This is a genomic window from Burkholderia lata, assembly GCF_902499335.1.
Lineage (GTDB): Bacteria > Pseudomonadota > Gammaproteobacteria > Burkholderiales > Burkholderiaceae > Burkholderia > Burkholderia lata_B.
On sequence record NZ_CABVQK010000014.1, the window covers coordinates 1 to 26,167 of the forward strand.

A 26,167-nucleotide genomic window follows, 5' to 3' on the forward strand; every position below is an offset into this window, starting at 1 on the left:
CAAATCGGCAGCATGATTGCCTCGGCCGCTCCACTTAAAAATCTCAGAAAACTGTCCGAACGAGTGAGGCCACCTCTGACTCCCACGCGAAGTGGTACTGGATGCGATGCATTGTGGCGGCTCGCGGCCGTAATAGATGCAGCAAGTGGTAACGCGCGATTACCGGTATCGCGCACATCGAAATGCGCCGTCGCCGTGCTACGATTTTCGGCACACAGGAGACGCCGTCATGCAGCCCGAAACCGCCCGCCGTTTCGATACGGAATTCGCCCCGCGCATCGCGCAGGCAATCGCCGCCTTCTTCGCCGATCACGTGCTGACCGACGTCGTCCCGTACAGCGGCCACGGGCACCCCACACGTGTGCAGATCCGCAGCACGCCGCACGAGCATGTCAGCGGCTTCGAGCATCCGCTGAACCTCGAGCTGACCTGGGACACCGACGAAATCGAGCGGCTGATGGAGCCAGACGGCCCGCAACGCTTCGAGCACTACCTGGCCGCGCTGCCGAAAAAGCTGGGCGCGTGGGAGGGTGCGCGCGACATCGATCTCCTGTCGCGCACGCAGGCCGACCCGCTCGTGCGGCTCGGCGGCCTCGACTTCGAAGGCTGAGTGCCGGCGTCGCGCAATGCGGCCCGGTGATACACTCGACCGGCCCCGCTCCGGTGCAGTCGCGCCGGCCGGGCCGCTCATCGCCGCCTCCACCCTTCCGCATGGTTGCGCACGCAACCGGCAACCGGGCGCGCGGACAACCACGCATCTGCTCCCGCCATGAACGCCGATACCGGCCTGCCGCTTCCCCAACGCTACTGGGCGATCGTCTGCGTCGCACTGGGCATCACGCTCGCCGTGCTCGACGGCGCCATCGCGAACGTCGCGCTGCCGACGATCGCGCGCGACCTGCACGCATCCGACGCCGCGTCGATCTGGATCGTCAACGCGTACCAGCTCGCGGTCACGATCACGCTGCTGCCGCTCGCGTCGCTCGGCGAGCGCATCGGCTATCGCCGCGTCTACATCGCGGGGCTCGCGCTGTTCACGGCGGCGTCGCTCGGCTGCGCGCTCGCCGGCTCGCTGCCGATGCTGGCCGTGATGCGCGTGATCCAGGGCTTCGGCGCGGCCGGCATCATGAGCGTCAACGCGGCGCTGGTGCGGATGATCTACCCGTCGTCGCTGCTCGGGCGCGGGCTGTCGATCAACGCGATGGTGGTGGCGCTGTCGTCGGCGATCGGGCCGACGGTCGCGTCCGCGATCCTGTCGTTCGCATCGTGGCCGTGGCTGTTCGCGGTCAACGTGCCGATCGGCATCGCCGCGGTATTCGGCAGCCTGCGCGCGCTGCCGGCCAACCCGCTGCACGACGCGCCGTACGATTTCGCGAGCGCGCTGATGAACGCGTGCGTGTTCGGGCTGCTGATCACGGCCGTGGACGGGCTCGGCCACGGCGAACGCCATGCGTATGTCGCGGCCGAGCTGGCCGTCGCGTTCGTCGTCGGCTACTTCTTCGTGAAACGCCAGCTGTCGCAGCCGGCGCCGCTGCTGCCGGTCGACCTGATGCGCATCCCGATGTTCGCGCTGTCGGTCTATACGTCGACGGCGTCGTTCACGTCGCAGATGCTCGCGTTCGTCGCGCTGCCGTTCTGGCTGCAGAATTCGCTCGGCTTCTCGCAGGTCGAGACGGGCCTGTACATGACACCGTGGCCGCTCGTGATCGTGTTCGCCGCGCCGCTCGCGGGCGTGCTGTCGGATCGCTATTCGGCCGGCATCCTCGGCGGGATCGGGCTCGCGCTGTTCGCGGCCGGGCTGCTGTCGCTCGCGACGATCGGCGCGCACCCGGGCACCGTCGACATCGTGTGGCGGATGGCGCTGTGCGGCGCGGGCTTCGGGTTGTTCCAGTCGCCGAACAACCGCGCGATGCTGTCGTCGGCGCCGCGCGAACGCAGCGGCGGCGCGGGCGGCATGCTGAGCACCGCGCGGCTGACCGGTCAGACGCTTGGCGCCGCGCTCGTTGCATTGATTTTCGGGCTCGCGCCCGATCGCGGGCCGACGATTGCGCTCTATGTCGCCGCGGCATTCGCGGCGGTGGCCGCGGTCGTCAGCATGCTGCGCATCGCGTCGCCGCGGCCGGACGCGGCGACCTGACACCGCCGCGCGCCGCATACGTGGCAGAGCATCATGCCGCGTCGAGCGCGTCCATCACGAAGCGCACGCGCGCCTTCACACTCTCGCGCGGCAGTTCGATCAGCCGATAGCCATATGACGTGTAGCACTCGACCATCGCGTCGTAGGTGCGCACGGCTTCCGCGAAATCCTGCCGGCGCTCGGTGTCCTGCGCATAGATATCCGGCCACGGCGGCGCGATGAACACGCGCCGGTGATAGCGGAAACGGCGGGCCGCGGCTTCCGCATGCGCGGGTACCGCCAGCCCTGTCAGTTGCAGATAGCCAACCACGTCCGGCACGCCGCGATCGAAGAACACGGGCCCGCGCACGTGGCGCGCCAGATCGTACGAGCGCATCTCCCAGCTCAGCATCAGCTCGGCGAACGCGGCCGGGTCGCGCCAAGGCAACGCCTGACCGTCGATCGCCATCTGGTCGCGGATCACGCCGCGCCCGGCTTCCCGCGAGCGCGAGAAACCGGCGCGCTCGAGCGCGTCAAGCAACGTGCTCTTGCCCGAACCCGGGCCACCGGTCACGACGAAGAAGCGGCCGGTGGCGTCGTCGATCGCGTCGCCCTCGGCGCCTCCCTCCTGCCCGAACTCACGCATGCGCAACCCGCCGGCCCGCGCGCCGCGTGACCGACGCGGCGGCCGCGACACTGCGCAAGTCGGCGACGAACGTATCGCGCCAGACCGACAGGTCGTTCACGCGCAGCCGCGCGAGGTTTTCCTCGTGGCGCGCCTGCCGCTCCGCGAGCGGCATCGACAGCGCGCGCTCGAGCGCTTCGGCCATCTGCGATAGGTCGTACGGATTGACGAGGAGCGCGCCGGTCAGCTCGGCTGCCGCACCGGCGAACTCCGATAGCACGAGCACGCCCGGATCGGCCGGATCCTGCGACGCGACGTACTCCTTCGCGACGAGATTCATCCCGTCGCGCAACGGCGTCACGTAGCCGACCTGCGACATCCGGAAGAACGCCATCAGCAGGTTGCGCTCGTACTTGCGGTTCAGGTACTGGATCGGCGTCCAGTCGAGCTGCGAGAAGCGGCCGTTGATGCGGCCCGCCTCGCCTTCGAGCGTCTCTCGAATGTCCTGATAAGTCTTTACGTCGGAACGTGTCGGTGGCGCGATCTGCAGCAGCGACACGCGCCCCTGCCAGCCCGGCGCGTTCGCGAGCATCCGCTCGAACGACTGGAAGCGCTCGACGAGCCCCTTCGAGTAATCGAGGCGGTCGACGCTCATCACCAGCTTGCGGCCGTCGAGCGCCTCGCGCAGCATCTTCACCGGCTTGCGCGTGCCGTACTGGACGGCCGCCTGCGCGATCGCGTCGGGATGCACGCCGATCGGATAGGCGGCCACCTTCACGACGCGGCCATGCGCATGCAGCATCCCGTCGTCGCTCGCCGCGCCGATCCCGCGCCGCTCGATGTAGTCGGTAAACGCCTGCTTGTCGGCCTCGGTCTGGAAGCCCGCGACGTCGTACGCGCACATGAACTTCACGAGCTCCTCGTGCGGCGGCACGAGACGCAGCATGTCGGGCGACGGAAACGGAATGTGCAGGAAGAAGCCGATCGGATTCTTCACGCCGAGCTCGCGCAGGTAATGCGCGAACGGCAACAGGTGATAGTCGTGCACCCAGATCAGGTCGTCGGGGCGCAGCAAGGCGGCGAGCTGCTTCGCGAGCATCGCGTTCACGCGCAGATAGCCCGCGTACTCCTGGCGGTCGAAGCGCGCGAGATCGCCGCGGTAATGGAACACCGGCCACAGCGTCGCGTTCGAGAAGCCGCGGTAGTACTGGTCGTAGTCGCGCCGGGTCAGCCCGACCGTCGCATAGGTGACGTTGCCGTCCCGCTGGATCGCGGGCTCGGTGTCGGGTGCGCCGACGATCTCGCCGTTCCAGCCGAACCAGACGCCGCCCGTTTCCTTCAGCGCGTCCATCACGCCGACCGCCAGGCCACCCGCGCTCGGGCGCGTGTCCTCGCCGGCGGCGACACGGTTCGATACCACGATCAATCTGCTCATGCGGCTTCCCCTCCTCGATTCGATTGGCTGGCGCGCGGTGCGCGCCAAGGCGGACACGGCTGCCCGACGACGGCCGTGCGGCGCTTCAGACGTGAGCAATGCAGGTGTGAAAGGCAGCGGCGGAATGCGGCGGCAATGGCATCAGGCGTCCTGCTCCTGGCCGAGATCCCGCTGATAGTCGAGCCCTTCCGGGCGGGCGCCGCCCTGGTTGTGATCGCCGTCCGACGGCGTCTCGCCGGGCGTGCCGGCAGGCGGCACCGATGGCGCGTCGGTCTGCGGACGCAGGCGGTCCGTCCCGGCTTCGGACGGCCGGGGCGAAAACCGCTTCGAACGGCGCATGGCTGGGTGTCTCATGTGCGGCGCGGCTCGAGGCCGTCGTAGAAACATTCCATAACTGAAGAGTCTAGGTCGCTTCCTTGCACGCCAGAGTAACAATTACCTTCAATTTGTAACGTTTCGACCCCGCTCTATTCATCTATCCGACAATAGCGCCGCGCGCACGCGCGGCCTGCCGTACGGCGATTTGTCAAAGCTTTGCATTTTTCCTATGACAATTGCGAAACAATGACGCGGCATGAGGGCGCGCATGCGTTGCCGCTCACCCAGACAGGACTTGCACTCAGGGATGAACATTCGTATCGAATCGCCGCGCCGGGCCATGCCGGCGCGCGTCGTGCTGGCCGCGATCGCCACGGCCGCACTGATGTCCGGCTGCAACTCGCTGTACAGCGAGGGCGCGACAGCCGGCGCCGGTATCGCGGGCGCCGCGATCGCCTCTAAGGTCACCAACAACGCCGCCGTCGCGACGGGCATCGGCCTCGGCGCCGTCGCCGGCGCGCGTGCGGGCGTCCAGTACACGCAGCGCGTCGCACACCGTTACACACAGGAACAGATCGCGAAGGCCGCCGGTCCGCTCGACGTGGGCGGCGTCGCGCCGTGGTCGACGCACCACTCGTTCCCGATCGAGGACGACGAGCAGGGCCGCGTGACGGTCAGCCGGATGATCAGCGTCGGTCCGCTCGACTGCAAGGAAATCGTGTTCGCGGTCGACACGCCGGCGAAGGCCGACAAGGCCGCGCAATCGGCGTTCTACGTCGCCACGATCTGCCGCGACGGCCCCGCGTGGAAATGGGCGTCGGCCGAACCGGCGACCGAACGCTGGGGCGCGCTGCAATGAGCGTCGCGCTTCGTATCGCGGCCATCGGCGCGCTGTGCGCGGCGGCGGCCACGCTGTCGGGCTGCGGGTCGGTCGGCGCGGCGAGCGGCGCACTCGCCGGCGCGGCAACGGGCCTCGTCACCGCGAACCCGGCGGTCGGCGTCGGTGTCGGGATTGCGGTGCAGGCCGCGACCGACGAAGCCGTCAACCGCACGATGAAGCAGCTCCATCAGAACCAGCAGGACGCAATCGCGAAGACGGCAGGCAGCCTCGCCGTCGGCGAAGTGAAGCCGTGGAAGGTGAAGAACACGCTGCCGCTCGAAAACGGCGAAGGCGAAGTGCGCGTCACGCGTGCGTATTCGTCAGCGCTCGCGATGTGCAAGGAATTCGCGTTCTCGGTGAAGGACGGCGACAAGGCCGACTGGTATTTCGCGAATGCGTGCCAGCAAGGCACGCGCTGGAAGTGGGCGTCGGCGGAACCGGCGGTCGATCGGTGGGGGAATCTGCAGTAGCGATGCGATACGCCGCGCATCAAGCGCGGTGCCCTTGCCGTTCTGCTCAGCCGTAGCCGGCAGTCATGACTTGGACGCGCTCAGCTGCGTCACGCTGCCCTTGATCCGCGCGGAAGACGCATCCATCGTCCGGGTTGCAGGCCAGGCACTGCTCGGCTGTCAGCCAATCGAGTCACCCGCCGAGAATACGACTTGCCAATCCGGGCACGTCGATCATCGGCACGTGCGTCAGCCGGGCAATCAGATTGATGCGCCTGTCCGTTGATTGAACGCAGCCCGCATGACATCCGGGCCGAGCATTTCCATTCGACTCAGCTCGGCGAGGACCGCCGCAAGTATGCCGTCGACCTCGGGATCCACCGCTCTCATCTGCTTCAGCAATGCAGGCCGGAAAGCTTCGTCTTCACTGATTCCCGATTCGCCCGTCTGGCGCCGCGCGCGATACAGCACGCCAACCCAATAGCGAGTGCGCTCGATTGCGCTCCATCCCGCATAGGTGTTCGGGAACCTCGCTTTTTCGATCGCTTGCCGAACGATTGTCTCGGGTTCCGCCAGAAACCGCATGAAGAACATCTGCTCTCCAACTGCAAGCTTCGACGCCGTCACCGGATCGAATGCGGTATAGGTTTCATAGCGAACGTCGGTAGCGGCCTCGAGTCGATTGCCGACTTGCACCCGGATGCCATCCCGCAGAACTATCCGCCGCTCCAGCGGAAATCGTGCTTCGCGCTCGTTGCGTGACAGCAGACGCCCCAATTGCGGCGAAAACTCGACTTCATGTTGACGACCGATTTGCGCGTCGACGTGCCAAACGATGATCGTTTGGGACTCGGCATTCTCGAGCGCCTTCAGAAAAATTGCCTCGGGAATCAACGCCGTCAACGATGAAGGCAGCGCGGAGTACGACAACTTGTCACGCTTCAACATCACGACGGCCCCCAAGCAATTTGCCCGGATAGTTCCGGGCCGGATACCGCAAACTTCGCACCCGGCGGCAGCGGTTACGCACGCGCGCGAAGCTGCGCCACCCTTTCCTTGATCTTCGCGGACAACGCATCATCCGGGCTGTAGGTCAGGCAGCGCTCCAGATCGGCAATCGCAGCCTTGATATCGCCCAGCGTCTCGTAAGCGCGGGCGCGGTTGAAATAGACGAAAGGCTGATCGGGATTGAGCTTCAGCGCCTTGTCGAAATAATCCAGCGACTTCTGGTAGCCGCCGCCTTCGAGGAAAATCGTCGCGAGCGTGCAATACGCCGACGCGTCCGTGTACCCCAGCTCGATGGCCCGATTCAGATCGTTCAACGCAAGATCCGTCTTCTTGATCATCGCGAAGGTCGTGCCGCGGTCGGCATACGTCGCCGCGTCTTCCGGCGCGATTTTCAGGATGTCGCCGTACAGCCCGAGCGCGTCCTCGATGCGCCCCTGCGACACGAAACCGCGCGCCCGCATGCGAATCGGTGAAAAATCGGGATTCTTGTCGGTCATTCCATTCAGCTCCAAAAACTTCGTTTTTCCAATATTCGCTTCATCGTCCGGAAGCCGCTTCGGCTCAGCGAACCGATTTCTCGATGAGCCCTTTCAGGTAGCTCTCAAGCACACTGAACCGGACAATCGACGCGTTGCGCCTGGTTGGATGCGGACCCGCCGCAGCTTTCACGGCTTCCGGCAGATCATCCCTCAACCACAACTCGGGAATCTGCAACCGCGCGTACGATTCACCGTCAATCTCCTCCAGGACCATGTGGCCGCGCCATGGATATTCGTTGAATACACCGGACACCTGATGTACGAAGAGTAGCGCCCGCTCCCCGATCTGGAGCGGTACGTTCCCCCACGTTGCAGGTCCGCTGTAAAACTCGAACTCCGTGCCGAGACGATCCGGCGTGATGCCCTTTCCGCAAGAATAGATCTGCTCGATTTTTGCGCGAAAAACGTGCGGACTCGGCGAATCGATGACGGACACGATCACCAGGTCGTGCATTCCGACCGCGACGGAATAGAGGTTCTCTGACGCATTCATAAGATTTAATTTCCCGGCATCCAGGGCGTGCCCACTTTCTCGAGCTCCGGCATGTAGTTCTGCAATTTCCCTGTCCCTTCGGGAATGGGAATACCGAGGCGACCTGGAAACGTTGCACAGTTATAGTTGTTTTCGGGCCATTCGCCAGACTTCGGTGGCCATTGATACCGAATGTCATCCATGGGCCCACGCGCGACCAGTTCCTCATGCGCCGCCAGTATCGATTCGTACTGCTCTTGCGTGACCGGAATCTTTTGCTCGTACACCGTCTGTAGCGCACCCCCACCACCACGGGCAGCCATCGGATTTTTCGCGATCGCGATGAATGCGTCTTGATCTGCGGTAATCATCCCGGGATAGCTGCCCGATCCCTTCAGGTTGGTAAACACTTCCGCCGCACTCGCGTCGCCCGTTGCAGGGCCAAAGCCCCAAATCGTCTTGCCTCCGTCCAACGAATACCCGACGTGGCCAGTGTACTGATACGGATGCATACCGCCTTCGACGTCGGACGCCCGCCCGCCGCCGCGAACCCCGAACAGCGAAATCGTCGGCTGCTCCGTCGCGCCTGCGGCACCTTCGACAGCCTCCAGCGCCGACAGCTCGCCAGCCACCGAGCCCGCCCCTCTCGCCCCACTGACGAGTCCGGCCCCCTTCCCTGCGCCAAACCCGCCCAGCAAGCTTCCTCCAAGCATCGACCACTTCTGCCCGTCGGAACCTTCGCCGAAGATCTTTCCGCCCAGCCACCCGCCGACTTCGCCGCCGAGAAAACCGCCGGCCGCGCCGAGAAACGCCAGCGCCGGCCCGGCAAGGACGGCCGCGGCGGCAATGCCCACCGCCGCCATCGTCCAGTTCACCCACGCCGGAATCTCGGGATTGAACTCCCCGACCGCCGGGCCGCCGATGAACACGTTCGGCGATCCGTCGTTGATCAACGCGCCGCACATCATCCGGTCTTCCTTGCGGCTCGCCGGCTGGCTGTTGATGAAGACCGTCGACGAACCCTGCGCGACCACCTGCGGCGGACCCGCGTGGTCGCTGCACAGGCCCAGGCTCAGGATGGCCCGCATCGCCGCGCGGCTGTTGATGAAGACATTGGGCGAGCCCTTTATCAGGCTTCCCGTGACATGTCGCGGCGCCCACGACATCGTACCCAGCACTTCGCCAAGACCGCCGCCCGCGGCTGCACCCGCGGCGACTGCCGCGACCACCGTCAACGCAGCACCGCCCGTTGCGACCACCGCCACCGCGCCGATCACCGCACCCGCGATCAGCCCGGCGATCATCCATCCCTTGGACGCCGTATGCGCAATCGGATCGCCCAATCGCGCAGCAGCAAGCAATGTATCCACGTGCGCTCCCCGTTAACCCGCGTTCGCAACCGCGGTCAGATAGGCACGCACGGCCTCGATGCTCTGCATGCCGGTCATGCCCTTCACCACCGCCACGCCGCCGAGCCGGTCGCCTAGCGACGCGTGCTCGCGTGCATCCGTCGTCCAGAGCGCGAACTGACGGCCATCCAGTGCTCTCCACGCCTGCTGTCCAGCCGGAGCAGGCTGCAACGCGAGCGGCTCACCGGTCGAGCCGAAGAATGCGGTGTCGTCGAACATTTCCGTGACGTCGTGCCGGAACAGCTCGGCCATGCCGGTGAGTGCGTACAACGTCGCGCTCGGCTCATGCAGCACGAAGACGATGCCCGCCTCGTCCTGGCCGAGCGCGGTCGGCACGAACGCCGCACGGTCGGGCCGGGCCAACACGACACTCGCGAGCAAGCTCTTGTACTCCTTGCTCTTGTCCTCCGTGAACGACTTCGGACAGGTGCCGATGAAACTGATCGCCACGCGCTCGCGCCCGGCCTTCGGCGACATCACCACCGTCTGGCGCTGATGCAGCGGCGTGCCTTCCGACACCCACTGATAATCGACTTCGCGTGCGGTTTCGCCGTCGATTTCCCGGTTTTCCAGATGCTTCAATTCGAAACGCGGAAGCGACTTGCGCATCTCCGATATGAGCCGCGTCACGAACGTATCGACCGTGTCGTCCGGCTCCATCGGCGCACGCGAAACCACGAACGTGAATCCGCTGCTCCCTGCTTCATCGACCGTGAACAGGTGAATCGTCTTGTCTTTGAAGTGCGCCGGCAACTGAATGACGGCGTCGTTCATCTGATATTCGGACATGCTCTTCTCGGTTCGGCCTGCCCGTCGGGGCAGGCGCCGGATTGAAACTGTTCGCCGGCTGCACAGGCGCAGCCGGCGCATCCGTCATGCGGCTTGCGTTACTGCACGCCCGCCGTGACCAGACGCTTGTGAATGGCTTCGATGCGACTCAGCTGCGGCGAGCCTTTCGGCGTCTGCTGCAGTTCGTCGCCGAGGACTTTCGAATAGGCGAGGCCGTTGTCGTTCTTCACCGACGGATCGGCACCATGCTCGAGCAGGTAATCGACAACGTCCCACTGCCGCAGGCGCGTCGCTTCGTAGAGCGCGGTTTCCTTCATCGAGTCCCGCAGATTGACGTTGGCCTTGTGTTCGACCAGCACGCGCATTTGCGGCAACAGCGTGTCCTTGCAGCTTGCGAACAGCAGCGGCGTATCGCCGTCGTACCTGAGATCCGGGCTCATGCCGCCGGCCAGCAATGCTTTCAGCAGGTTGGGCGTGTCTGCCCGCGCAGCCAGATATGCCACGTTCGCGCCGTTCTCGCCGAACGGCTGTTCGGGCTTCGCGCCGTCCCGCACCAGTTCGCTGACGATCTGGAAGTGCACGTTCGTGGCGTCCGTCTTCACCGGAATCGCCTCCTGCACCGCGAACGACAACAGGGTGGCCTTCTTGTTGCCCGGTGCAGCCAGATCGGTATGCGTCGCAAGCGATTTGACCTGCTCGAGATTTCCGTCGCGAATGGCACGCGCCAGCTCGAGTTGCGATCCAGAGAAAAAGTCTTCGGGCGGGTAACGCTTGAAGTCTGCCATTTTTGTTTCCTGTGCATGAGTCGGCCACCAGAACGGCGACGACAAACCGATTACCGCGACAACCGCGCCCGCGGCGATGACCTTGCTGTATTTCATCAATGTCCCTGAAGTTGGCTCAGCAACGACGCCTGCTGATCGGCAGCGGTCGTTTCCAGTCCGCTCGTCACCTGCCCCATCATGTGGCGCTGAACGGTCGTCAAGCTGGTGCCCGGAATGGTGATCTGCTCACCGACGGCCTTGGGCATCAATTGCGACGTCACGTCGCTGATCGGGCCCAGCCTGCCTTCCTGCACCCCGGTCAGGATGTCGCCATCGACGCGGTAGTTCGTGATGGCCGACGCCCGAGGTGCTGCGCCGTACATCGGCAGCGTTTCGGAATTGAGGCCGGCCGCGTTGAACGTCGTCGCGCCCGCGCCGCTGGCCTGGGACGCCGCCGAAGCCAGCCCGCCGCCGAGCGAATGACCGGTGAGATCGAGGCCGCCTGCATTGCCGGAACCGTAGATCTTCTTGCCGATGGTCACCGCGCGATCGTAGTACGGGGAGTTGTCGCCCAATCCCTGATTGAGGTTGTTCGACCAGTCTTCCTTGACCGTGGGCTGCGTGCCCTTGAAGGCCAGGGTAGGCTTCATGCTGTCGCCGAACACCGCGGGATCGGGCACGTACGCCTGCGCACCGAAGTTGCTGCCGGGAATCTGCAAGTCCTGCAGCCTCAGGCCGAACTTCTTGAGCGCTTCCGGATCGTTCGACACGTTCTTCCATCCCGGCGGCGCCGTCCCCGGCGCATACACGGCCCCCGCGAGTTTGGCCAGTTGCTGCGCCTTGACCGTCGCCTGAAGCTTGCGTGCCGCTGCCTGCACCTTGGGGTCGGCCGATGCGAGACCCGCCGCGATGATCGCCTGCTGATTGGCCCATTCGATCGCCATCGCCTGCTCGGGCGTCACGAACAGCCCCTGGTTCAGATGGATCACCGGGCCATCGAGAAAGATGCCGCTCTGATTGATCAGGATGCTCGATGCGCCATGGGACAGCTTGATGCTGTCCGGCTTCAGCGTGACGATGCTCGCGCCCACGCGATGCTCGATCTCGTCGGTCGCCTGGTAGCTCTGCTTGCCCGGCCCCGCATCGCCGGCCAGCGCCTGCACGCCGACGCTGTTGGCCGTGGTGAAGCGCGCTTTCGCGATCTTTTCCGACAGGTTGCCTTCCGCGACGTGCTTGCTCTCGTCGCCTTTCAGCACCGACACGCTCCGGGCACCGGATTCGACCGTGTGCGATTCGCTGTCCTTGACGATCGTTTTCATGTCCTTCTGCGCATGCAGAAAGACTTCCTGGGCACCGTTCACGTCCGAGAACCGCAGTTCGTTGAAGCCGTCGCCCTTGTGCGTCTGGCTGCGCATCCCCATCGTCTGGCCGCCGCTTCCGTGATACGGGTTGCCCGAATCGCCGTTGAACACGCGCCCGACGACGATGGGGTTGTCCGGATCGCCCTGATTGAACGAGACGAGCACCTCCTGGCCGATCCGCGGAATCGCCGACCCGCCCCAGCCCTTGCCTGCCCACGGTTGCGACACGCGCACCCACATCGAGTCCGAACCGTCGAGCTTGCCGCGCCGGTCCCACATGAAATGCAGTTTGACCCGGCTGCCGTCGGTATGAATTTCCTCGCCCTTCGGCCCGACCACGATCGCGGACTGCGTGCCCTGCATGTGCGGCTTGGGCGTACGCCGCTCCGGCCTGAACGGGATATCGATCGGCAGGCACGTGAACGTGTTGTGATACGGCAGTTTCGACGTCTGCTGGGTATAGTCGTTCGCCACCTGGTGACGAACGCGAAGGATCACGAAGTCCTTGTTGTTATAGGTGGACGTGCCGTGATTGACCAGCGTGAATCGCCCGTTCGTCGTCATGCCGTGCGCATGGCCCGCGCCGTTGAAACGATGCGCGAGCGCTTCTTCCGCTTCCATCGCATAGCACGCGTAACGCTGTCCGTCGTCGCCGTGGTCATACAGCGAGTGGAACTGATAGCGCTCCGTCGTCTGGATGTTCGGGTGCTTCAGGTTGACGGTCGGCACCTCGACGTGCATCAGTTGCGATGACGGCTGGTTGTAGTTGAAATCCCGGTACGTGATCTTGCCGACCCGGAAACTGAACGCCTCGTCCCATCGATCGATGCCGTTCTGCTCGCTGGCGGCACTGTTGGCTTGGTACGGAATGGTCTTCAGGTTCGGAATCGGCTGGAACACCGCATTGGTGTCGCCGATCACGAGGACGTGCTTGTCCTGTTCGTAGCGGAGCGTCCAGATCAGCCCCTCCTGCTCCATCAGGCGCGAGCAGAAACCGTAGTACGACTCGTCGTACATGACGATGTATTCGAGCTTCGGACGCTCGCCCTGCACGGCGAACTCGAAATCCGCAAAGCCCATCTCGCGGAAGATGTCGGTCAGGATGTCCTGCGGCGTCTGATTCTGGAAGATCCGGCAATCGGTCGAGCGCGTCAGGAACCAGAACCACGGAACGACCGACATTTCGTAGCGGGTAACCGAACCCGAGTTTCCGACACGCCCGAACGACGCAACGTAACCGTCGAAATACCGCTTCGTCTCGATATCGGCCGACGACGTCACGACGCGCGTCAGGCTGAAATTGCGGCTCTGCGGCTCGAGCGTGATCTTGACCCGCTGCCCGACAATTTCCTGAGGCTCGATATTGTTGCGATGCGAAAGCAGATCGAGATGCGTTTCGGTGAGCTGATTGACGTGTTCGTCAATGACCGCCGCGCTGACCAGGAGCACGTCCGGACCGAGCGGTGTTTCGATCGTGATGAAGCGATTGTCCTGGGTCAGGCGCGGAACCGCGCCCGTCAAGCTGTTGATTGCCTCGGCAATCGACTCCGGTGCCTTGCCGATCAACGACAAGCCGGTTTGAGCCAGCTGAACCGCGCTCGCGGCTCCGCCCAGCAGCCCGGCGCCCGGCATGCCGGTCAGCGCCCCCAGTTGCCCCGCCATTCCGGCAAGCGAACCCAGGTTGCTCAAACCGCCGGCCAAGGCCGCGCCGCTCCCTCCCGTCCCATCGGGGTTTCCGTTTGCAGCGAAACTCATCATTAACCTCGTTTTTTTCGTCCGGCGGACCCGCCGCAACCTAGACGCTATCGCACCAACAAGGCGCTCTCAGCCACCTTGAAGGCGCCAAATATATCAAACCGCGGAGAATTTCATAACACTTATCAGCATTTAATATTCCGGAACGAAAACCGGCCCGATCGACCACTTAATCGAGCCCCAATACCCATTGCCTGCCGCCGAGCGCAATCGCGCACCAGCCGCGGCATCGCTCGCGATCAGGCGACGATGAACGACCGGAGTACGGCGTACAACGAACAAAGGGGTGCGGCGGGAATTCAGTGCGCGGCGGAGTGAATGGCGCAGCCGGAGGTGAGCAAAGCGTTGCGGTCGAGGATCGAACCGGGTGCGGCATCCTCGACGAACGCCATTCGCCGCGCCTCCGGCGGAGGCGCGACCCGACGCTCAGGTGGAGCATCGCCCGGCGCTCGTTGCGATCGCCGGGGGCTGGCCGTACGCCCTTTTGCGAGGCGCGGCCGAATCAAGGCGCGGCAGGCATCCGGGCCCTGTCGGCCGGATGCGCTGGAATCACCCCGACCGCGTCAGGACTCGACGTCCTCGAGACTGAAAATCTCGGTCTGGTCGTTGTACGAGAAGATCTCGCCGTAACGGCCCCAGTCGATCACCGCGTCGAGCGTCTCCTCGGCGGCACCGTCCGACAGGAAATCCTCCAGCTCCTGCTCGAAGCGCACGCGCGGCGCACGATGGCCGGGGCGCTCGTTCAGCACCTTCTTGATCCGCGCGGCGAGCGGCACATGCTTCAGCAGGTGATCCGCGAACATCAGCTTGCGCTCCTGCGTGCCGAATTCCGCGAACACGCGCCCCGGCGGCGTCAGGAACACGTCCCCTTCCCGCACATCCGCGAACCCGAGGTACTGCAGCACTTCGGCGATCGGGAACAGATCGTCGACCTCGAGGTGCAGCGTGCGCGCGATTTCCGGCATGTCCGCGCGGCCGTGGTACGGCGCCATCGCGAGCGTTTCGATCAGGCCGGCCATCAGGTTGGTCGACACCTGCGGCAGCCAGCTGCCGAGCTCGAGCCCCTTCTTCGTCGCCTCGCCGGTCTGGCGGGCCGTCATCTTCGCGTAGATGTCGTCGACGAGCTTGCGGAACGCCGGGTCGAGACGGTTGCGCGGATGCTTGAACGGCACCTTGATCTCGGCGATCACGCGGCCCGGGTTCGACGACAGCACGAGGATCCGGTCGCACATGAACACGGCTTCCTCGATGTTGTGCGTGACGATCAGCACCGACTTGATCGGCATCCGGCCCTGCGTCCACAGGTCGAGCAGGTCGGTACGCAGCGTCTCGGCCGTCAGCACGTCGAGCGCGGAGAACGGCTCGTCCATCAGCAGGATCGTCGGGTCGACGACGAGCGCGCGCGCAAAGCCCACGCGCTGGCGCATGCCGCCCGACAGCTCGCGCGGGTAGGCGTTCTCGAAGCCGTCGAGACCGATCAGGTCGATCGCGGCGAGCGCACGCTCGCGCCGCTCGCGCGCGCCGACGCCGAGCGCTTCGAGGCCGGCTTCCACGTTCTGCAGCACGGTGAGCCACGGGAACAGCGCGAAGGTCTGGAACACCATCGCGACACCTTCGGCCGGGCCGCGCAGCGGCTGGCCGAGGTAGGTCACTTCACCGCCGGTCGGCTCGATCAGCCCGGCGATGATGCGCAGCAGCGTCGACTTGCCGGAGCCGGAACGGCCGAGCAGGCCGACGATCTCGCCCTCGCGCAGCGACAGGTTCGCATCGTCGAGCACGAGCAGTTCGCCCTGCGTCTTGTTGAAGCCGCGACAGACGTGATCGACGCGCAGGATTTCCTCACCGAGGCGCGGAGGCTGGTTCGTCTGGACGGGGGCGTTTACAGCATTCGGATTTTGCATCGCGTTTCGCTCTCAATCAGTCTCAGTCGAGCCGCAGCTTCGCTTCGGCGAAGGCATACAGCGGACGCCACAGCAGGCGGTTGAACAGGGTGACGAACAGGGACATCACGGCGATGCCCAGGATGATCTTCGGAAAATCGCCGGCGGCGGTGGTCTGCGCGATATAGGCACCGAGGCCGTGCGCCTCGATCTTGGTATTGCCCCACTGGACGGCTTCCGACACGATGCTCGCGTTCCACGCGCCGCCCGACGCGGTGATCGCACCGGTCACGTAGTACGGGAAGATGCCGGGCAGGATCGCCTGCCGCCACCACTGCCAGCCCCGGATGCGAAAGTTCGTCGCCGCTTCGCGATAGTCGTTCGGGTAGGACGTTGCGCCGGCGATCACGTTGAACAGGATATACCACTGCGTACCGAGCACGATCAGCGGCGACAGCCAGATATCGGCGTTCAGGTGGAAGCGCGCGATCACGATCACGAACGCCGGGAACAGCAGGTTCGCCGGGAACGCGGCGAGGAACTGCGCGAGCGGCTGCAACTTCTCGGCCAGCTTCGGGCGCAGCCCGACCCACACGCCGATCGGCACCCAGATCACGGACGCGATCGCGATCAGCACGACCACCCGCAGCAGCGTGATGAGACCGAGCGCGACCACATGGCCGACCTCGGCCATCGTCACGCCGGTCGACACGAAACTGACGACGCGCCACACGATATAGGCCGTGCCGATCAGCACGAGCACCGCCCATGCGATGTCGACCGTGCGCGACGCCTTCTTCTCGACCTTCGGCAGCGTGAAGCGCATCGCGCCCGACAGCGGCAGGCGGAGCGGAATCCGCGCGGCCTTCGCGAAGAACCAGCCGGCCGGCACGAGCAGTTGATGGATCAGGCGCGTACGGCGCACGAGGTCGAGCAGCCACGACTCCGGCGCGTTGCCCGAGCTCGTGTTCTCCATCCGGAACTTGTCGGCCCACGCGACGAGCGGGCGAAACAGGAACTGATCGTACGCAAGGATCACGACCGTCATCGTGAGGATCACCCAGCCGATCGCGCCGAGGCTCTTGTCCGAGATCGCCTGCGCGAGATACGCGCCGATGCCCGGCAGCGTGATGGTCTGGTTTCCGACCGTGATGGCCTCCGACGCGACGACAAAGAACCAGCCGCCCGACATCGACATCATCATGTTCCAGATCAGGCCCGGCATCGAGAACGGCACCTCGAGCTTCCAGAAGCGCTGCCAGGACGTCAGGTGGAAGCTCCGCGAGACTTCGTCGAGATCCCGCGGCACCGTGCGCAGCGACTGATAGAAGCTGAACGTCATGTTCCACGCCTGGCTCGTGAAGATCGCGAAGATCGCCGCGAGCTCCGCGCCGAGCACGCGGCTCGGGAACAGCGCGAGGAAGAACGTGACGGTGAACGAGATGAAGCCGAGCACCGGCACCGACTGCAGGATGTCGAGGATCGGGATCAGGACCATGCCCGCGCGACGGCTCTTGGCCGCAAGCGTGCCGTAGACGAGCGTGAACACGAGCGACGCGACCATCGCGGCGAGCATCCGCAGCGTGGTGCGCAACGCGTATTCGGGCAGGTTCGACGGATCGAGCGAGATCTTCTGCGTCTGCAGGGTACCGATCGGCGCCATCGTTTCGTGGAAACCGACGACTGCCATCGCGAGCAGGCAGATGATCAGCGGAAACGCGATGAAGTCCCACCGGTTCGGCAGGACACGCCACGCGGACGCATTCGCGGTCCGGTTCGGATTGAAGAATCCGACGTCCATCAGGCGCCCTCCCCGGTAAGGCCGAACGAAGCCGGCAGTCGATGTTGATTCATGGCAAAGCGCACGGGTGCGGTAATTCGATTGATGACGATCGCGCGCGAGCGCGATGCGCCGTGCGTGCACGCGCTGCCGCGCCCCGGACGAGTCGGCCCGCGACGGCACGACACTACACCAACCTGTATTTCAGGTACAACCGTCCGGGAACGGCGCAGGCGGCGCACGGATCGTGCCTGGCGCGTGGACGGATGGCGGGTACGCGGGTCGAGCAGCCCGGCCGCAGTCTTTCGGCCGGCATGCAGGCCCGAATTATGCCGTGATCCGGCCCGGCCGGGAACCCGCCAGCCGCACGCCCGCGCAAACCATGTCGGGCGTCACCAGCCGGATACGACTAAGCGGGTATGATCAGGGCTGGCCCTCGGGGCCTGTTGCGGACGGTCCGATGGCAACGCTTGCGCGTGCCAGATGTCAACAGGCTACGGGGATAGATCGACGAGCGGGAGGAAAGGGAATGGCAGGAAACTTGGTGATCGTCTGCCGCGATCAGGATGCCGACGCGTTCTACGAACTGATGCAGGAATACGGGTCGTTCCAGACGCGGCTGTCGTCGACGGCGTGGTACCTGAACATGAACGTCGTGCCGGAATCGCTGCAGGAGGAAATCCTGGAGCGCCTCGGCCGGTATACGACCGTCTACATCTTCGAGGCCACCACCGTGACCTACAACACCATCGACAGTAACGCGGCCGAGACGCTCGGCACGCTGTTCGGCGAATGATGCCGCGCGGCGCCGGCCCGGCCGGGCTGGCGCCGCAGCCGCTCAAGCGGCCTGTGCGTGGGGTTCGTCCTTCGGCACGACCTCGAACGGGAACGTCATCGCGACGCGCAGGCCGCCTTCGGGGCGGTTGCCGATGTCGCACGCCCCGCCCAGCCTGAGCACGAGCCGTTCGACGATCGCGAGCCCGAGCCCGCTGTGGCCGTTGCCGCCGCGCGCGGGGTCGAGCCGCACGAATGGCCGCGTGGCCGCCGCGAGGTCGCGCGGCGCGATCCCGCCGCCGCTGTCGCTGACCGACAGCACGTAGCCGGCCGGCGTGCGCGCCGTCTCGACGAGCACGGGCGGCGCACCGTACGCATGCGCGTTGTCCAGCAGGTTCGACAGGATCCGGTCGAGCGTCGCCGTCGGCAGCCGGAAGCCCGGATCGGCGTCGAGCCGGGTCTGGACCGTCGGCGCGTTCGGCGCGACCGCGCGATAGCTGCGTGCGATCCGCTCGCACGCCTGATCGACCGGCACCGGCTCGCTGCGATCCGACCCGCCGTGGGCAAACACCAGGAATTGATCGACGATGTGCGACATCGAATCGACGTCGCGCACGACGCCGTCGCGCAACCGGGCGTCGTCCATCATTTCCGCCCGCAGCCGCATCCGCGCAAGCGGCGTGCGCAGGTCGTGCGCCACGCCCGCCAGCATCACCGCCCGGTCACTCTCGGCCTGCGACACCTGTTCCACCATCTGGTTGAAACCGTGCGTGAGCTGGCGCAGCTCGCGCGGGCCGCGTTCGCGCAGCGGCGGCACCGGCTGGCCGCGGCCGAAGCGCGCGACCGCGCGGGCCAGCGAACGCAGCGGCTGCTGCAGCTGCCAGGCCGCGAACAGCGCGGCGATCACGCCGGCCGAGAAGATCGTGCCGAGCCACAGCAGCATCCGGTCGAGCGAGCGCGGCGGCCGAAGCGGCTGCACCGGCACCACGATCCAGTTGCGGTCGCTCGGCTCCTTCACCCACAGCACCGGCGGATGGCCGGGGGCGCCGATCTCGACGCGCGTGCCGGGCGGCATCCGCTCGCTCACGTCGTCGCGGAACCGCTTGAGCGGCGCCGGAAGGTGCGACGGGTCGCCGTTCGGCACGTCGGCGCTGCCCGGCGTCACGAGCCGCACGCGCGACGGCAACGGCTGGTCGGGCGTGCGCTCGACGTGCTGGCGCACCGCGTCGACCAGGAACGCGGCCTCTTCGACCGCGTAGCGCGTCTGCATCTGGCTGCGCTCGAGCCGCATCGCGAAAAACCACGCGAAGTGCGACAGGAGCAGGACACCGATGACGAGCAGCGCCAGCCGCCCGAACAGTGAATCAATGGGTTTGCGCATGAGCCTCGCCGTCGGGCACGAACACGTAGCCGCGCCCGCGAACCGTCTGGATGAAGCGCGGCGTCGACGGATCCGTTTCGAGGATGCGGCGCAGGCGCCACACCTGGACGTCGATGCCGCGGTCGGTACCGTCGTACTCGGGCCCGTGCAGCAGCTCGAGCAGCCGCTCGCGCGTGAGCGTGCGCAGCGCATGGTTCACGAAGATCTTCAGCAGCGCGAATTCGCTGCTCGACAGCGTGGCCGGCTTGCCGTCGACCGACAGCGTGCGCGCCTGGAAGTCGAGCACGAAGCGGCCGAACGCGAACGGCTCGCGCTGTTCGGGTGCCGCCGCCGACGGCGTCGCGCGGCGCCGCCGCAGCACGGCCTGCACGCGCGCGAGCAGCTCGCGCGGGTTGAACGGCTTGCCGAGGTAGTCGTCCGCGCCGAGCTCGAGCCCGACGATACGGTCGACGTCGTCCGCACGCGCGGTCAGCATGATCACGGGGATGTCGTCGCCGGCCGCGCGCAACTGGCGCAGCGCGGTCAGGCCGTCGACGCCCGGCATCATCAGGTCCAGCACGATCAGGTCGGGCCGCTCGCGCTCGAGGCGCTTCTCGAGCGTCGCCGCGTCGTGCAGCACGGACACTTCCATCCCCTGGCGCACGAGGTAGTCGCGCAGCAGGTCTCGGAGTTCTTGGTCGTCGTCGACGATGAGGATCTGGGTAGTCATGGCTCGAAGTTTACCGCGCGAGGGCGGAGTCAAAGAACGAAACAAAGGGACGAAAGGGTTACTGCGGGTTACCGCGCAAGGGAACTGTAATGCGCGGTAACCCGGCCACCGCCCCACGTAACACCGGCAGCGGCCTGCATCGCTAACCTGCGTCTTACCGGATGCGGCACGCGACTTTCCCCGCACCGCATCGCCGGACCCTTTGGATACAAGGAGTTTCTGAAATGTATAAGAAGACTTCCCGCGTGGCCATCGCTGCCGCCACCGTGCTCGCTCTCGCATTCGGCACCGCGCATGCCCAATCGGCCGATGCGCCGCCGCCGGGCGGCCCCGGCGCCCACCAGATGCACGGCGGGCACGAAGGCGGCCCGTTCGGCGCGATCATGAAACTGCACGGCCAGCTGAAGCTCAACGCGTCGCAGGAACAGCAATGGCAGGCGGCCGTCAACACGATGAAGCAGAACCGTGACGCGATGCGCAAGAGCCACGAGCAGATGCGCGAGCAGTTCAAGGCGCAGCAGAACCAGCCGATCCTCGACCTGAGCGCGATGCACTCGGCACGCCAGCAGGCCGAATCGCAGAACGCGCAACTGCGCGAGCAGACGTCCGCCGCGTGGCTCACGTTCTACAACGGGCTGAACGACCAGCAGAAGACGATGGTCAGCACGGCGCTCAAGCAGCAGTTCGCGAAGATGGAACAGCGCCACGAGAAGATGAAGGAGCGCTGGGAGCAGCATCGCGCGGCCAAGGCCGCGTCGGCACCGGCGCAGTAAGCCGGCGGGCCGCTCCCCGGAGCGGCTTCGAAGGGGACGCGGGCACCGGCTCGCGTCCCCTTTTTGCGTTTCAGGCGACGTCGAACAGCAGCACCTCGGCCGCCCGGCCGCGCGCGAACGCCACCGCGTCCACGCCGCCGATCCGCGCGCCGTCGCCCGCGGCCAGCGCGCAGCCGTTCACCTCGACGTCGCCGCGCACCACGTGCACGTAGGCCCGGCGCCCGGCCGGCACGTCGAACGCCGCCGCCTCGTCGCCGTCGAGCAGCCCGGCGAAGATGCGTGCGTCCGCACCGATCTGTAGCGCACCGTCCCCTCCGTCCTGCGCCGCGACGAGCCGCAGCCGCCCGCGTTTCTCGTGGTCGGCAAAGCACGTCTGCACGTAGCCGGGCCGGCCGCCCGCCCCGGCCGGCGCGAGCCAGATCCGCAGCAGGCGCAACGGCTGGTCACACGACGCGTTGGTTTCACTCAGCATGACGCCGGTGCCGGCGCTCATCCGCTGCATGCCGCCGGCGCGTACGATCGCCCCGTTGCCGAGGCTGTCGCGGTGCGCGAGCGCGCCGTCGAGCACGTAGGTGACGATTTCCGCGTCGCGGTACGGCCGCATCCCGTAGCCGCGGGTCGGCGCGATGCATTCCTCGTTCAGTTCGCGCAACGCGCCGAACGCCGGCGGCCCGCTCCGGCCGGACACACCAGGAAAGCTGTGAAGGAATTCGTGCCAGCCATGGCTACGCTGGTCGCGATCGGCGGCGCGGCGGATCTGGAACATGGGACGGACACTCCGTGAGATGCGTTGTTCTGGTATGCCATCACTGTATGAGTGTGCCAATCGCGCCACAATCCGCCGCCTGCGCACTGCATCGTTGCACCCACGGATGCAATCGATGCAATGTCCATTGCAAATACGCCGATTGTCGCAACAGCCGGATCAATGCGTCGAAGAATCGATCGGTCGGCCCGGATTGCCGGTTTCCGGGTATCGCGTTCGGGTAAAATACCGCCCTTTTGGCGTTCGCCGTTCCGGTGGCCGCCATCGCCAGAGCGCCGATCGGCGAATTTTGGCCGTCTAGAATACGCCGCGGCGCCCGGCCCGACCGGCCGCGAGCGCCCCCGGAAAGTCAGCAACAGAAGGATGGAAATGAAGAAGGCCGCCCTGTGCGCCGCCCTCGCCCTCGTGGCGGGCAGCGCCTTCGCGAAGGAGTGGAAGACCGTGCGGATCGGCGTCGACGCCAGCTACCCGCCGTTCGAGTCGACCGCGCCGAGCGGCGAGATCGTCGGTTTCGACGTCGATCTCACCAAGGAAATCTGCAAGCGCATCAACGTGAAATGCGTGTGGGTGTCGCAGGATCTCGACGGGATCATCCCGGCGCTGAAGGCGAAGAAGTACGACGTCATCGTGTCGTCGCTGACCGTCACGGACAAGCGCCGCGAACAGATCGACTTCTCCGACAAGGTATACGACGCGCCGGCGCGGATGATCGCGAAGACCGGCTCGCCGCTGCTGCCTACCGTCGCGTCGCTGAAAGGCAAGCGCGTGGGCGTCGAGCAGGGCTCGACGCAGGAAACCTACGCGAAGGCGTACTGGGAGCCGCAGGGCGTGACGATCATTCCTTACCAGAACCAGGACCAGGTCTACGCCGATCTCGGCTCCGGCCGTCTCGACGCGACGCTGCAGGACGAGCTGCAGGCCGACTACGGTTTCCTGCGCACGCCGCGCGGCAAGGGCTTCGCGTTCGCCGGGCCGGAAGTGAAGGATCCGAAGACGATCGGCGACGGCACCGCGATCGGCCTGCGCAAGGAAGATACGGACCTGAAGCTCAAGATCAACCGGGCGCTTGCCGACATGCACAAGGACGGCACGTACGACCGGCTGTCGCACAAGTATTTCGCGTTCAGCGTCTATTCGGCGTCGGCCCGCTGAGCGACGCCAGGAAGAAGCAACGGATGCGGGGGCGGCCCCGTGTCCGGGCAGTACAGGCAGTCGACCACGCGCCGCCCGCTCCCTTGCCCGCCGCTCGCGCGACGGGCGGGCCCGGCACCGATGCCGGGGCGGACGGTCATGATACGTACGGGGCGTTCCGCGCAGCTTGGCGGGCGCGTCTTTCGCGGCGCACCGCGTGCGCCCTAAGGGACCACACCAGGGACCACATATGTTTCTACAAGGTTACGGCCCGCTGATCCTCGCTGGCACCTGGCAAACCGTCAAACTGGCGGTGCTTTCACTTGCGCTGTCGTTCCTGCTGGGCCTGCTCGGCGCGGGCGCGAAGCTGTCGCGCAACCGCTTCACGAACGGCGTCGGCACCGTCTACACGACGCTGATCCGCGGCGTGCCCGACCTCGTGCTGATGCTGCTGCTGTTCTACAGCCTGCAGATCTGGCTGAACATGGCGACCGACGCGCTCGGCTGGGACCAGATCGACATCGACCCGTTCCTCGCCGGCGTGCTCGTGCTCGGCTTCATCTACGGCGCGTACTTCACCGAGACGTTCCGCGGTGCGTTCCTGTCGGTGCCGCGTGGCCAGCTCGAGGCCGGCAGCGCGTACGGGATGACGAGCTGGCAGGTGTTCACGCGGATCATGTTCCCGCAGATGATGCGCTTTGCGCTGCCGGGGATCGGCAACAACTGGCAGGTGCTCGTGAAGTCGACTGCGCTCGTGTCGATCATCGGCCTCGCCGACGTCGTGAAGGCATCGCAAGACGCCGGCAAGGGCACGCTGCGGTTCTTCTTCTTCACGCTGATCGCGGGTGCCGTCTACCTCGCGATCACGACGATCTCGAACTTCGTGCTGATGTGGCTCGAAAAGCGCTACTCGACCGGCGTCCGCAAGGCTGACCTATGATCGATCTCATCCAAGAATACTGGCGCAACTACCTCTTCACCGACGGCTACCGCATCACCGGCGTCGCGATCACGCTGTGGCTGCTGGTCGTGTCGATCGGCCTCGGCTTCTGCCTGTCGATACCGCTCGCGGTTGCGCGCGTGTCGAAGAAGAAGTGGCTGTCGGGCGCCGTGTGGCTCTACACGTACGTGTTCCGCGGCACGCCGCTCTACGTGCAGTTGCTGCTCTGCTACACGGGCCTCTACAGCCTGCAGGCCGTGCGCGGCACGCCGATGCTCGACGCGTTCTTCCGCGACGGGATGCACTGCACGCTGCTCGCGTTCACGCTGAACACCTGCGCGTACACCACCGAGATCTTCGCGGGCGCGATCAAGGCCACGTCGTACGGCGAGATCGAAGCCGCGCGTGCGTACGGGATGTCGCCGTTCACGATGTACCGCCGCGTGATCCTGCCGTCGGCGCTGCGCCGCGCGCTGCCGCTGTACAGCAACGAAGTGATCCTGATGCTGCACGCGACCACCGTCGCCTTCACCGCGACCGTGCCGGACATCCTGAAGATCGCCCGCGACGTCAACTCGGCGACCTACATGTCGTTCCATGCGTTCGGCATCGCCGCCCTGCTCTATCTCGCGATCTCGTTCACGCTCGTGTGGCTGTTCCGCCAGGCCGAGCGCCGCTGGCTCGCGTATCTGCGCCCGCAAGGTAAGTAAGTTTTCGCAGGACTATTGATGAATTCCCAGACTCAGAAGCTTTTCGTCGACGATCTGCACAAGCGGTACGGCGACAACGAGGTGCTCAAGGGCGTGTCGCTGAAGGCGAACTCGGGCGACGTGATCAGCGTGATCGGCTCGTCCGGCTCCGGCAAGAGCACGATGCTCCGCTGCATCAACTTCCTCGAGCAGCCGAATGCGGGCCGCATCGTCGTCGACGGCGAGGAAGTGCGCACGACGCCCGACAAGACGGGCGCGCTGCGCGCGGCCGATACGAAGCAGCTGCAGCGCGTGCGCACCAAGCTGTCGATGGTGTTCCAGCACTTCAATCTCTGGTCGCACATGAACGTGATCGAGAACGTGATGGAAGCACCCGTGAACGTGCTCGGCATCCCGAAGAAGGAAGCCGAGGATCGCGCACGCGAGTATCTCGAGAAAGTCGGCCTCGCACCGCGCGTCGAGAAGCAATATCCGTCGCACCTGTCGGGCGGCCAGCAGCAGCGCGTGGCGATTGCGCGGGCGCTCGCGATGCATCCGGACGTGATGCTGTTCGACGAGCCGACGTCGGCGCTCGACCCGGAACTGGTGGGCGAAGTGCTGAAGGTGATGCAGAAGCTCGCCGAGGAAGGCCGCACGATGATCGTCGTCACGCACGAGATGGGCTTTGCGCGCAACGTGTCGAACCACGTGATGTTCCTGCACCAGGGTCGCGTCGAGGAAGAAGGCGTGCCGTCCGAGGTGTTCGCCAACCCGAAGAGCGAACGCCTGCGCGGGTTCCTGTCGGGCAGCCTCAAGTAACGCACGCCGCACGAGCGGGCGCCCGCGGTTCGCCGCGCGGCGCCCGTTTTGCGTTTACGCGGCGCTCACCGGCGCGCTGTCGGCGAACGCGCGCAGTTCGTCGCCCGCGAGCCGGTAACGCACCCATTCGCTCTGCGGCGCCGCGCCGACGCTTTCATAGAAGCGGATCGCCGGCTCGTTCCAGTCGAGCACGCTCCACTCGAAACGGCCGCAGCCCGACTCGACCGCGATCCGCGCGAGCGCCTTCAGCAGCCGCAGCCCGGCGCCCGCGCCGCGAAAACGCGGGGACACGTACAGATCCTCGAGATACAGCCCCTGCCGGGCGAGCCACGTCGAATACGAGAAGAAATACACGGCGAAGCCGGCCGGCTCGCCGTCGACCTCGCACATCAGCGCGCGAGCCGGCGATCCTTCACCGAACAGGCTGCGCTCGAGCGACGCGGGCGTCGCGACCACTTCGTGCTCCGCCTTCTCGTAGATGGCCAGCTCGGTAATGAAACGCAGGATCTGCGGCACGTCGGCGACGGTGGCGGAACGGATGTCGATTTGCACGGGTTGAGCCCTCCTCCGGCCCGGACTTGAAACGGAAAACAGTGCCGCGCAGC

26 protein-coding genes are annotated in these 26,167 nt (G+C 65.8%); 10 read left to right on the plus strand and 16 right to left on the minus strand.

Annotation, left to right across the window (positions count from 1 at the left end; all coding sequences use genetic code 11):
• Positions 1-229: 229 nt before the first annotated feature.
• Positions 230-610: a DUF5594 family protein gene (locus tag BCO18175_RS29880; RefSeq protein ID WP_174986259.1), complete on the plus strand. Its 381-nt coding sequence runs from the start codon at positions 230-232 to the stop codon at positions 608-610.
• Between the two features lie 159 nt (positions 611-769).
• Positions 770-2,137, plus strand: coding sequence for an MFS transporter (locus tag BCO18175_RS29885; RefSeq protein ID WP_174916455.1), 1,368 nt, complete (start codon positions 770-772; stop codon positions 2,135-2,137).
• Between the two features lie 31 nt (positions 2,138-2,168).
• On the opposite strand, the gene BCO18175_RS29890 is transcribed toward BCO18175_RS29885, so the two are convergent.
• The 3 genes from BCO18175_RS29890 to BCO18175_RS29900 all read right to left on the minus strand — a co-directional run bounded on the left by BCO18175_RS29890 (position 2,169) and on the right by BCO18175_RS29900 (position 4,515).
• Positions 2,169-2,762, minus strand: a complete 594-nt coding sequence (locus tag BCO18175_RS29890; RefSeq protein WP_174986261.1) for an AAA family ATPase — start codon at positions 2,760-2,762, stop codon at positions 2,169-2,171.
• The gene (gene otsA / locus BCO18175_RS29895) at positions 2,755-4,176 is read right to left on the minus strand and encodes an alpha,alpha-trehalose-phosphate synthase (UDP-forming) (protein ID WP_174986263.1); all 1,422 of its coding nucleotides are present in this window, start codon (positions 4,174-4,176) and stop codon (positions 2,755-2,757) included. The genes BCO18175_RS29890 and otsA overlap by 8 nt, the downstream gene beginning before the upstream one ends.
• 141 nt (positions 4,177-4,317) lie before the next feature.
• Positions 4,318-4,515: a hypothetical protein gene (locus tag BCO18175_RS29900; protein ID WP_174986266.1), complete on the minus strand. Its 198-nt coding sequence runs from the start codon at positions 4,513-4,515 to the stop codon at positions 4,318-4,320.
• 286 nt (positions 4,516-4,801) lie between these two features.
• Between BCO18175_RS29900 and BCO18175_RS29905 the strand changes: the two genes are divergently transcribed.
• Together BCO18175_RS29905 and BCO18175_RS29910 are read left to right on the plus strand one after the other, a co-directional pair.
• Positions 4,802-5,353: a hypothetical protein gene (locus BCO18175_RS29905; protein ID WP_174986268.1), complete on the plus strand. Its 552-nt coding sequence runs from the start codon at positions 4,802-4,804 to the stop codon at positions 5,351-5,353.
• The gene (locus BCO18175_RS29910; RefSeq protein ID WP_174986269.1) at positions 5,350-5,844 is read left to right on the plus strand and encodes a hypothetical protein; all 495 of its coding nucleotides are present in this window, start codon (positions 5,350-5,352) and stop codon (positions 5,842-5,844) included. Before BCO18175_RS29905 ends, BCO18175_RS29910 begins: the two co-directional genes overlap by 4 nt.
• Positions 5,845-6,084: 240 nt before the next feature.
• Here the strand turns inward: BCO18175_RS29910 and BCO18175_RS29915 are convergent, their stop codons facing one another.
• From BCO18175_RS29915 to BCO18175_RS29955, 9 genes are all read right to left on the minus strand, one after another.
• Complete coding sequence (locus BCO18175_RS29915; protein WP_174986271.1) at positions 6,085-6,771, minus strand: hypothetical protein; 687 nt, start codon at positions 6,769-6,771, stop codon at positions 6,085-6,087.
• A gap of 74 nt (positions 6,772-6,845) precedes the next feature.
• Positions 6,846-7,328 (minus strand): tetratricopeptide repeat protein, encoded by a 483-nt coding sequence (locus BCO18175_RS29920; RefSeq protein ID WP_174967743.1) that lies wholly within the window; start codon positions 7,326-7,328, stop codon positions 6,846-6,848.
• 64 nt (positions 7,329-7,392) lie between these two features.
• Positions 7,393-7,863, minus strand: coding sequence for a hypothetical protein (locus BCO18175_RS29925; RefSeq protein WP_174916448.1), 471 nt, complete (start codon positions 7,861-7,863; stop codon positions 7,393-7,395).
• A gap of 5 nt (positions 7,864-7,868) precedes the next feature.
• The gene (locus BCO18175_RS29930) at positions 7,869-9,212 is read right to left on the minus strand and encodes a PAAR domain-containing protein (protein ID WP_217483936.1); all 1,344 of its coding nucleotides are present in this window, start codon (positions 9,210-9,212) and stop codon (positions 7,869-7,871) included.
• Between the two features lie 12 nt (positions 9,213-9,224).
• Positions 9,225-10,040 (minus strand): DcrB-related protein, encoded by an 816-nt coding sequence (locus tag BCO18175_RS29935; protein WP_174986273.1) that lies wholly within the window; start codon positions 10,038-10,040, stop codon positions 9,225-9,227.
• A gap of 98 nt (positions 10,041-10,138) precedes the next feature.
• A complete protein-coding gene (locus BCO18175_RS29940; RefSeq protein ID WP_254608188.1) occupies positions 10,139-10,825 on the minus strand; it encodes an ankyrin repeat domain-containing protein in 687 nt (228 codons plus the stop codon).
• 95 nt (positions 10,826-10,920) lie between these two features.
• Positions 10,921-13,920, minus strand: coding sequence for a type VI secretion system Vgr family protein (gene tssI / locus BCO18175_RS29945; protein WP_174986277.1), 3,000 nt, complete (start codon positions 13,918-13,920; stop codon positions 10,921-10,923).
• Between the two features lie 563 nt (positions 13,921-14,483).
• Positions 14,484-15,821, minus strand: coding sequence for an ABC transporter ATP-binding protein (locus tag BCO18175_RS29950; protein WP_174986279.1), 1,338 nt, complete (start codon positions 15,819-15,821; stop codon positions 14,484-14,486).
• A 22-nt stretch (positions 15,822-15,843) separates the two neighbouring features.
• Positions 15,844-17,601 carry an ABC transporter permease gene (locus tag BCO18175_RS29955; protein ID WP_174986281.1) on the minus strand — a complete coding sequence of 586 codons (1,758 nt, stop codon included), beginning with the start codon at positions 17,599-17,601 and terminating at the stop codon, positions 15,844-15,846.
• A 508-nt stretch (positions 17,602-18,109) separates the two neighbouring features.
• Here BCO18175_RS29955 and BCO18175_RS29960 point away from each other — a divergent pair.
• The gene (locus BCO18175_RS29960; protein WP_011545926.1) at positions 18,110-18,376 is read left to right on the plus strand and encodes a double-stranded DNA-specific endonuclease; all 267 of its coding nucleotides are present in this window, start codon (positions 18,110-18,112) and stop codon (positions 18,374-18,376) included.
• Between the two features lie 42 nt (positions 18,377-18,418).
• Here BCO18175_RS29960 and BCO18175_RS29965 read toward each other — a convergent pair whose 3' ends face one another.
• Both BCO18175_RS29965 and BCO18175_RS29970 read right to left on the minus strand, forming a co-directional pair.
• On the minus strand, positions 18,419-19,735 hold the full coding sequence (locus tag BCO18175_RS29965) for an ATP-binding protein (RefSeq protein WP_174986283.1): 1,317 nt from the start codon (positions 19,733-19,735) through the stop codon (positions 18,419-18,421).
• Positions 19,719-20,444 (minus strand): response regulator, encoded by a 726-nt coding sequence (locus BCO18175_RS29970; protein ID WP_009693256.1) that lies wholly within the window; start codon positions 20,442-20,444, stop codon positions 19,719-19,721. Before BCO18175_RS29970 ends, BCO18175_RS29965 begins: the two co-directional genes overlap by 17 nt.
• 224 nt (positions 20,445-20,668) lie before the next feature.
• On the opposite strand from BCO18175_RS29970, the gene BCO18175_RS29975 reads away from it, so the two are divergent.
• Positions 20,669-21,217 carry a periplasmic heavy metal sensor gene (locus tag BCO18175_RS29975; RefSeq protein WP_174986285.1) on the plus strand — a complete coding sequence of 183 codons (549 nt, stop codon included), beginning with the start codon at positions 20,669-20,671 and terminating at the stop codon, positions 21,215-21,217.
• A gap of 70 nt (positions 21,218-21,287) precedes the next feature.
• On the opposite strand, the gene BCO18175_RS29980 is transcribed toward BCO18175_RS29975, so the two are convergent.
• On the minus strand, positions 21,288-21,983 hold the full coding sequence (locus tag BCO18175_RS29980) for a pirin family protein (protein ID WP_174986287.1): 696 nt from the start codon (positions 21,981-21,983) through the stop codon (positions 21,288-21,290).
• 369 nt (positions 21,984-22,352) lie between these two features.
• Between BCO18175_RS29980 and BCO18175_RS29985 the strand changes: the two genes are divergently transcribed.
• The 4 genes from BCO18175_RS29985 to BCO18175_RS30000 all read left to right on the plus strand — a co-directional run bounded on the left by BCO18175_RS29985 (position 22,353) and on the right by BCO18175_RS30000 (position 25,562).
• Complete coding sequence (locus BCO18175_RS29985) at positions 22,353-23,135, plus strand: ABC transporter substrate-binding protein (RefSeq protein WP_174986289.1); 783 nt, start codon at positions 22,353-22,355, stop codon at positions 23,133-23,135.
• 229 nt (positions 23,136-23,364) lie between these two features.
• Positions 23,365-24,054 carry an ABC transporter permease gene (locus BCO18175_RS29990; protein ID WP_027786761.1) on the plus strand — a complete coding sequence of 230 codons (690 nt, stop codon included), beginning with the start codon at positions 23,365-23,367 and terminating at the stop codon, positions 24,052-24,054.
• Positions 24,051-24,764: an ABC transporter permease gene (locus BCO18175_RS29995; RefSeq protein WP_174986291.1), complete on the plus strand. Its 714-nt coding sequence runs from the start codon at positions 24,051-24,053 to the stop codon at positions 24,762-24,764. Before BCO18175_RS29990 ends, BCO18175_RS29995 begins: the two co-directional genes overlap by 4 nt.
• Before the next feature lie 18 nt (positions 24,765-24,782).
• On the plus strand, positions 24,783-25,562 hold the full coding sequence (locus tag BCO18175_RS30000) for an ABC transporter ATP-binding protein (protein WP_174916438.1): 780 nt from the start codon (positions 24,783-24,785) through the stop codon (positions 25,560-25,562).
• Positions 25,563-25,616: 54 nt separating this feature from the next.
• Here BCO18175_RS30000 and BCO18175_RS30005 read toward each other — a convergent pair whose 3' ends face one another.
• Positions 25,617-26,114 carry a GNAT family N-acetyltransferase gene (locus BCO18175_RS30005; RefSeq protein WP_174967735.1) on the minus strand — a complete coding sequence of 166 codons (498 nt, stop codon included), beginning with the start codon at positions 26,112-26,114 and terminating at the stop codon, positions 25,617-25,619.
• Positions 26,115-26,167: the final 53 nt, after the last annotated feature.

Excerpts from the sequence above, each read along its gene's own strand:
- BCO18175_RS29885 (WP_174916455.1), top strand. The coding sequence starts at position 770 with ATGAACGCCGATACCGGCCTGCCGCTTCCCCAACGCTACTGGGCGATC.
- BCO18175_RS29970 (WP_009693256.1), bottom strand. The coding sequence starts at position 20,444 with ATGACTACCCAGATCCTCATCGTCGACGACGACCAAGAACTCCGAGAC.
- BCO18175_RS29960 (WP_011545926.1), top strand. The coding sequence starts at position 18,110 with ATGGCAGGAAACTTGGTGATCGTCTGCCGCGATCAGGATGCCGACGCG.
- BCO18175_RS29935 (WP_174986273.1), bottom strand. The coding sequence starts at position 10,040 with ATGTCCGAATATCAGATGAACGACGCCGTCATTCAGTTGCCGGCGCAC.
- BCO18175_RS29990 (WP_027786761.1), top strand. The coding sequence starts at position 23,365 with ATGTTTCTACAAGGTTACGGCCCGCTGATCCTCGCTGGCACCTGGCAA.
- BCO18175_RS29905 (WP_174986268.1), top strand. The coding sequence starts at position 4,802 with ATGAACATTCGTATCGAATCGCCGCGCCGGGCCATGCCGGCGCGCGTC.
- BCO18175_RS29950 (WP_174986279.1), bottom strand. The coding sequence starts at position 15,821 with ATGCAAAATCCGAATGCTGTAAACGCCCCCGTCCAGACGAACCAGCCT.
- BCO18175_RS29995 (WP_174986291.1), top strand. The coding sequence starts at position 24,051 with ATGATCGATCTCATCCAAGAATACTGGCGCAACTACCTCTTCACCGAC.
- BCO18175_RS29980 (WP_174986287.1), bottom strand. The coding sequence starts at position 21,983 with ATGTTCCAGATCCGCCGCGCCGCCGATCGCGACCAGCGTAGCCATGGC.
- BCO18175_RS29955 (WP_174986281.1), bottom strand. The coding sequence starts at position 17,601 with ATGGACGTCGGATTCTTCAATCCGAACCGGACCGCGAATGCGTCCGCG.
- BCO18175_RS29975 (WP_174986285.1), top strand. The coding sequence starts at position 20,669 with ATGTATAAGAAGACTTCCCGCGTGGCCATCGCTGCCGCCACCGTGCTC.
- BCO18175_RS29900 (WP_174986266.1), bottom strand. The coding sequence starts at position 4,515 with ATGCGCCGTTCGAAGCGGTTTTCGCCCCGGCCGTCCGAAGCCGGGACG.
- BCO18175_RS30000 (WP_174916438.1), top strand. The coding sequence starts at position 24,783 with ATGAATTCCCAGACTCAGAAGCTTTTCGTCGACGATCTGCACAAGCGG.
- BCO18175_RS29940 (WP_254608188.1), bottom strand. The coding sequence starts at position 10,825 with ATGGCAGACTTCAAGCGTTACCCGCCCGAAGACTTTTTCTCTGGATCG.
- BCO18175_RS29915 (WP_174986271.1), bottom strand. The coding sequence starts at position 6,771 with ATGTTGAAGCGTGACAAGTTGTCGTACTCCGCGCTGCCTTCATCGTTG.
- BCO18175_RS29985 (WP_174986289.1), top strand. The coding sequence starts at position 22,353 with ATGAAGAAGGCCGCCCTGTGCGCCGCCCTCGCCCTCGTGGCGGGCAGC.
- tssI (WP_174986277.1), bottom strand. The coding sequence starts at position 13,920 with ATGAGTTTCGCTGCAAACGGAAACCCCGATGGGACGGGAGGGAGCGGC.
- BCO18175_RS29920 (WP_174967743.1), bottom strand. The coding sequence starts at position 7,328 with ATGACCGACAAGAATCCCGATTTTTCACCGATTCGCATGCGGGCGCGC.
- BCO18175_RS29880 (WP_174986259.1), top strand. The coding sequence starts at position 230 with ATGCAGCCCGAAACCGCCCGCCGTTTCGATACGGAATTCGCCCCGCGC.
- BCO18175_RS29925 (WP_174916448.1), bottom strand. The coding sequence starts at position 7,863 with ATGAATGCGTCAGAGAACCTCTATTCCGTCGCGGTCGGAATGCACGAC.
- BCO18175_RS29890 (WP_174986261.1), bottom strand. The coding sequence starts at position 2,762 with ATGCGTGAGTTCGGGCAGGAGGGAGGCGCCGAGGGCGACGCGATCGAC.
- BCO18175_RS29910 (WP_174986269.1), top strand. The coding sequence starts at position 5,350 with ATGAGCGTCGCGCTTCGTATCGCGGCCATCGGCGCGCTGTGCGCGGCG.
- otsA (WP_174986263.1), bottom strand. The coding sequence starts at position 4,176 with ATGAGCAGATTGATCGTGGTATCGAACCGTGTCGCCGCCGGCGAGGAC.
- BCO18175_RS29965 (WP_174986283.1), bottom strand. The coding sequence starts at position 19,735 with ATGCGCAAACCCATTGATTCACTGTTCGGGCGGCTGGCGCTGCTCGTC.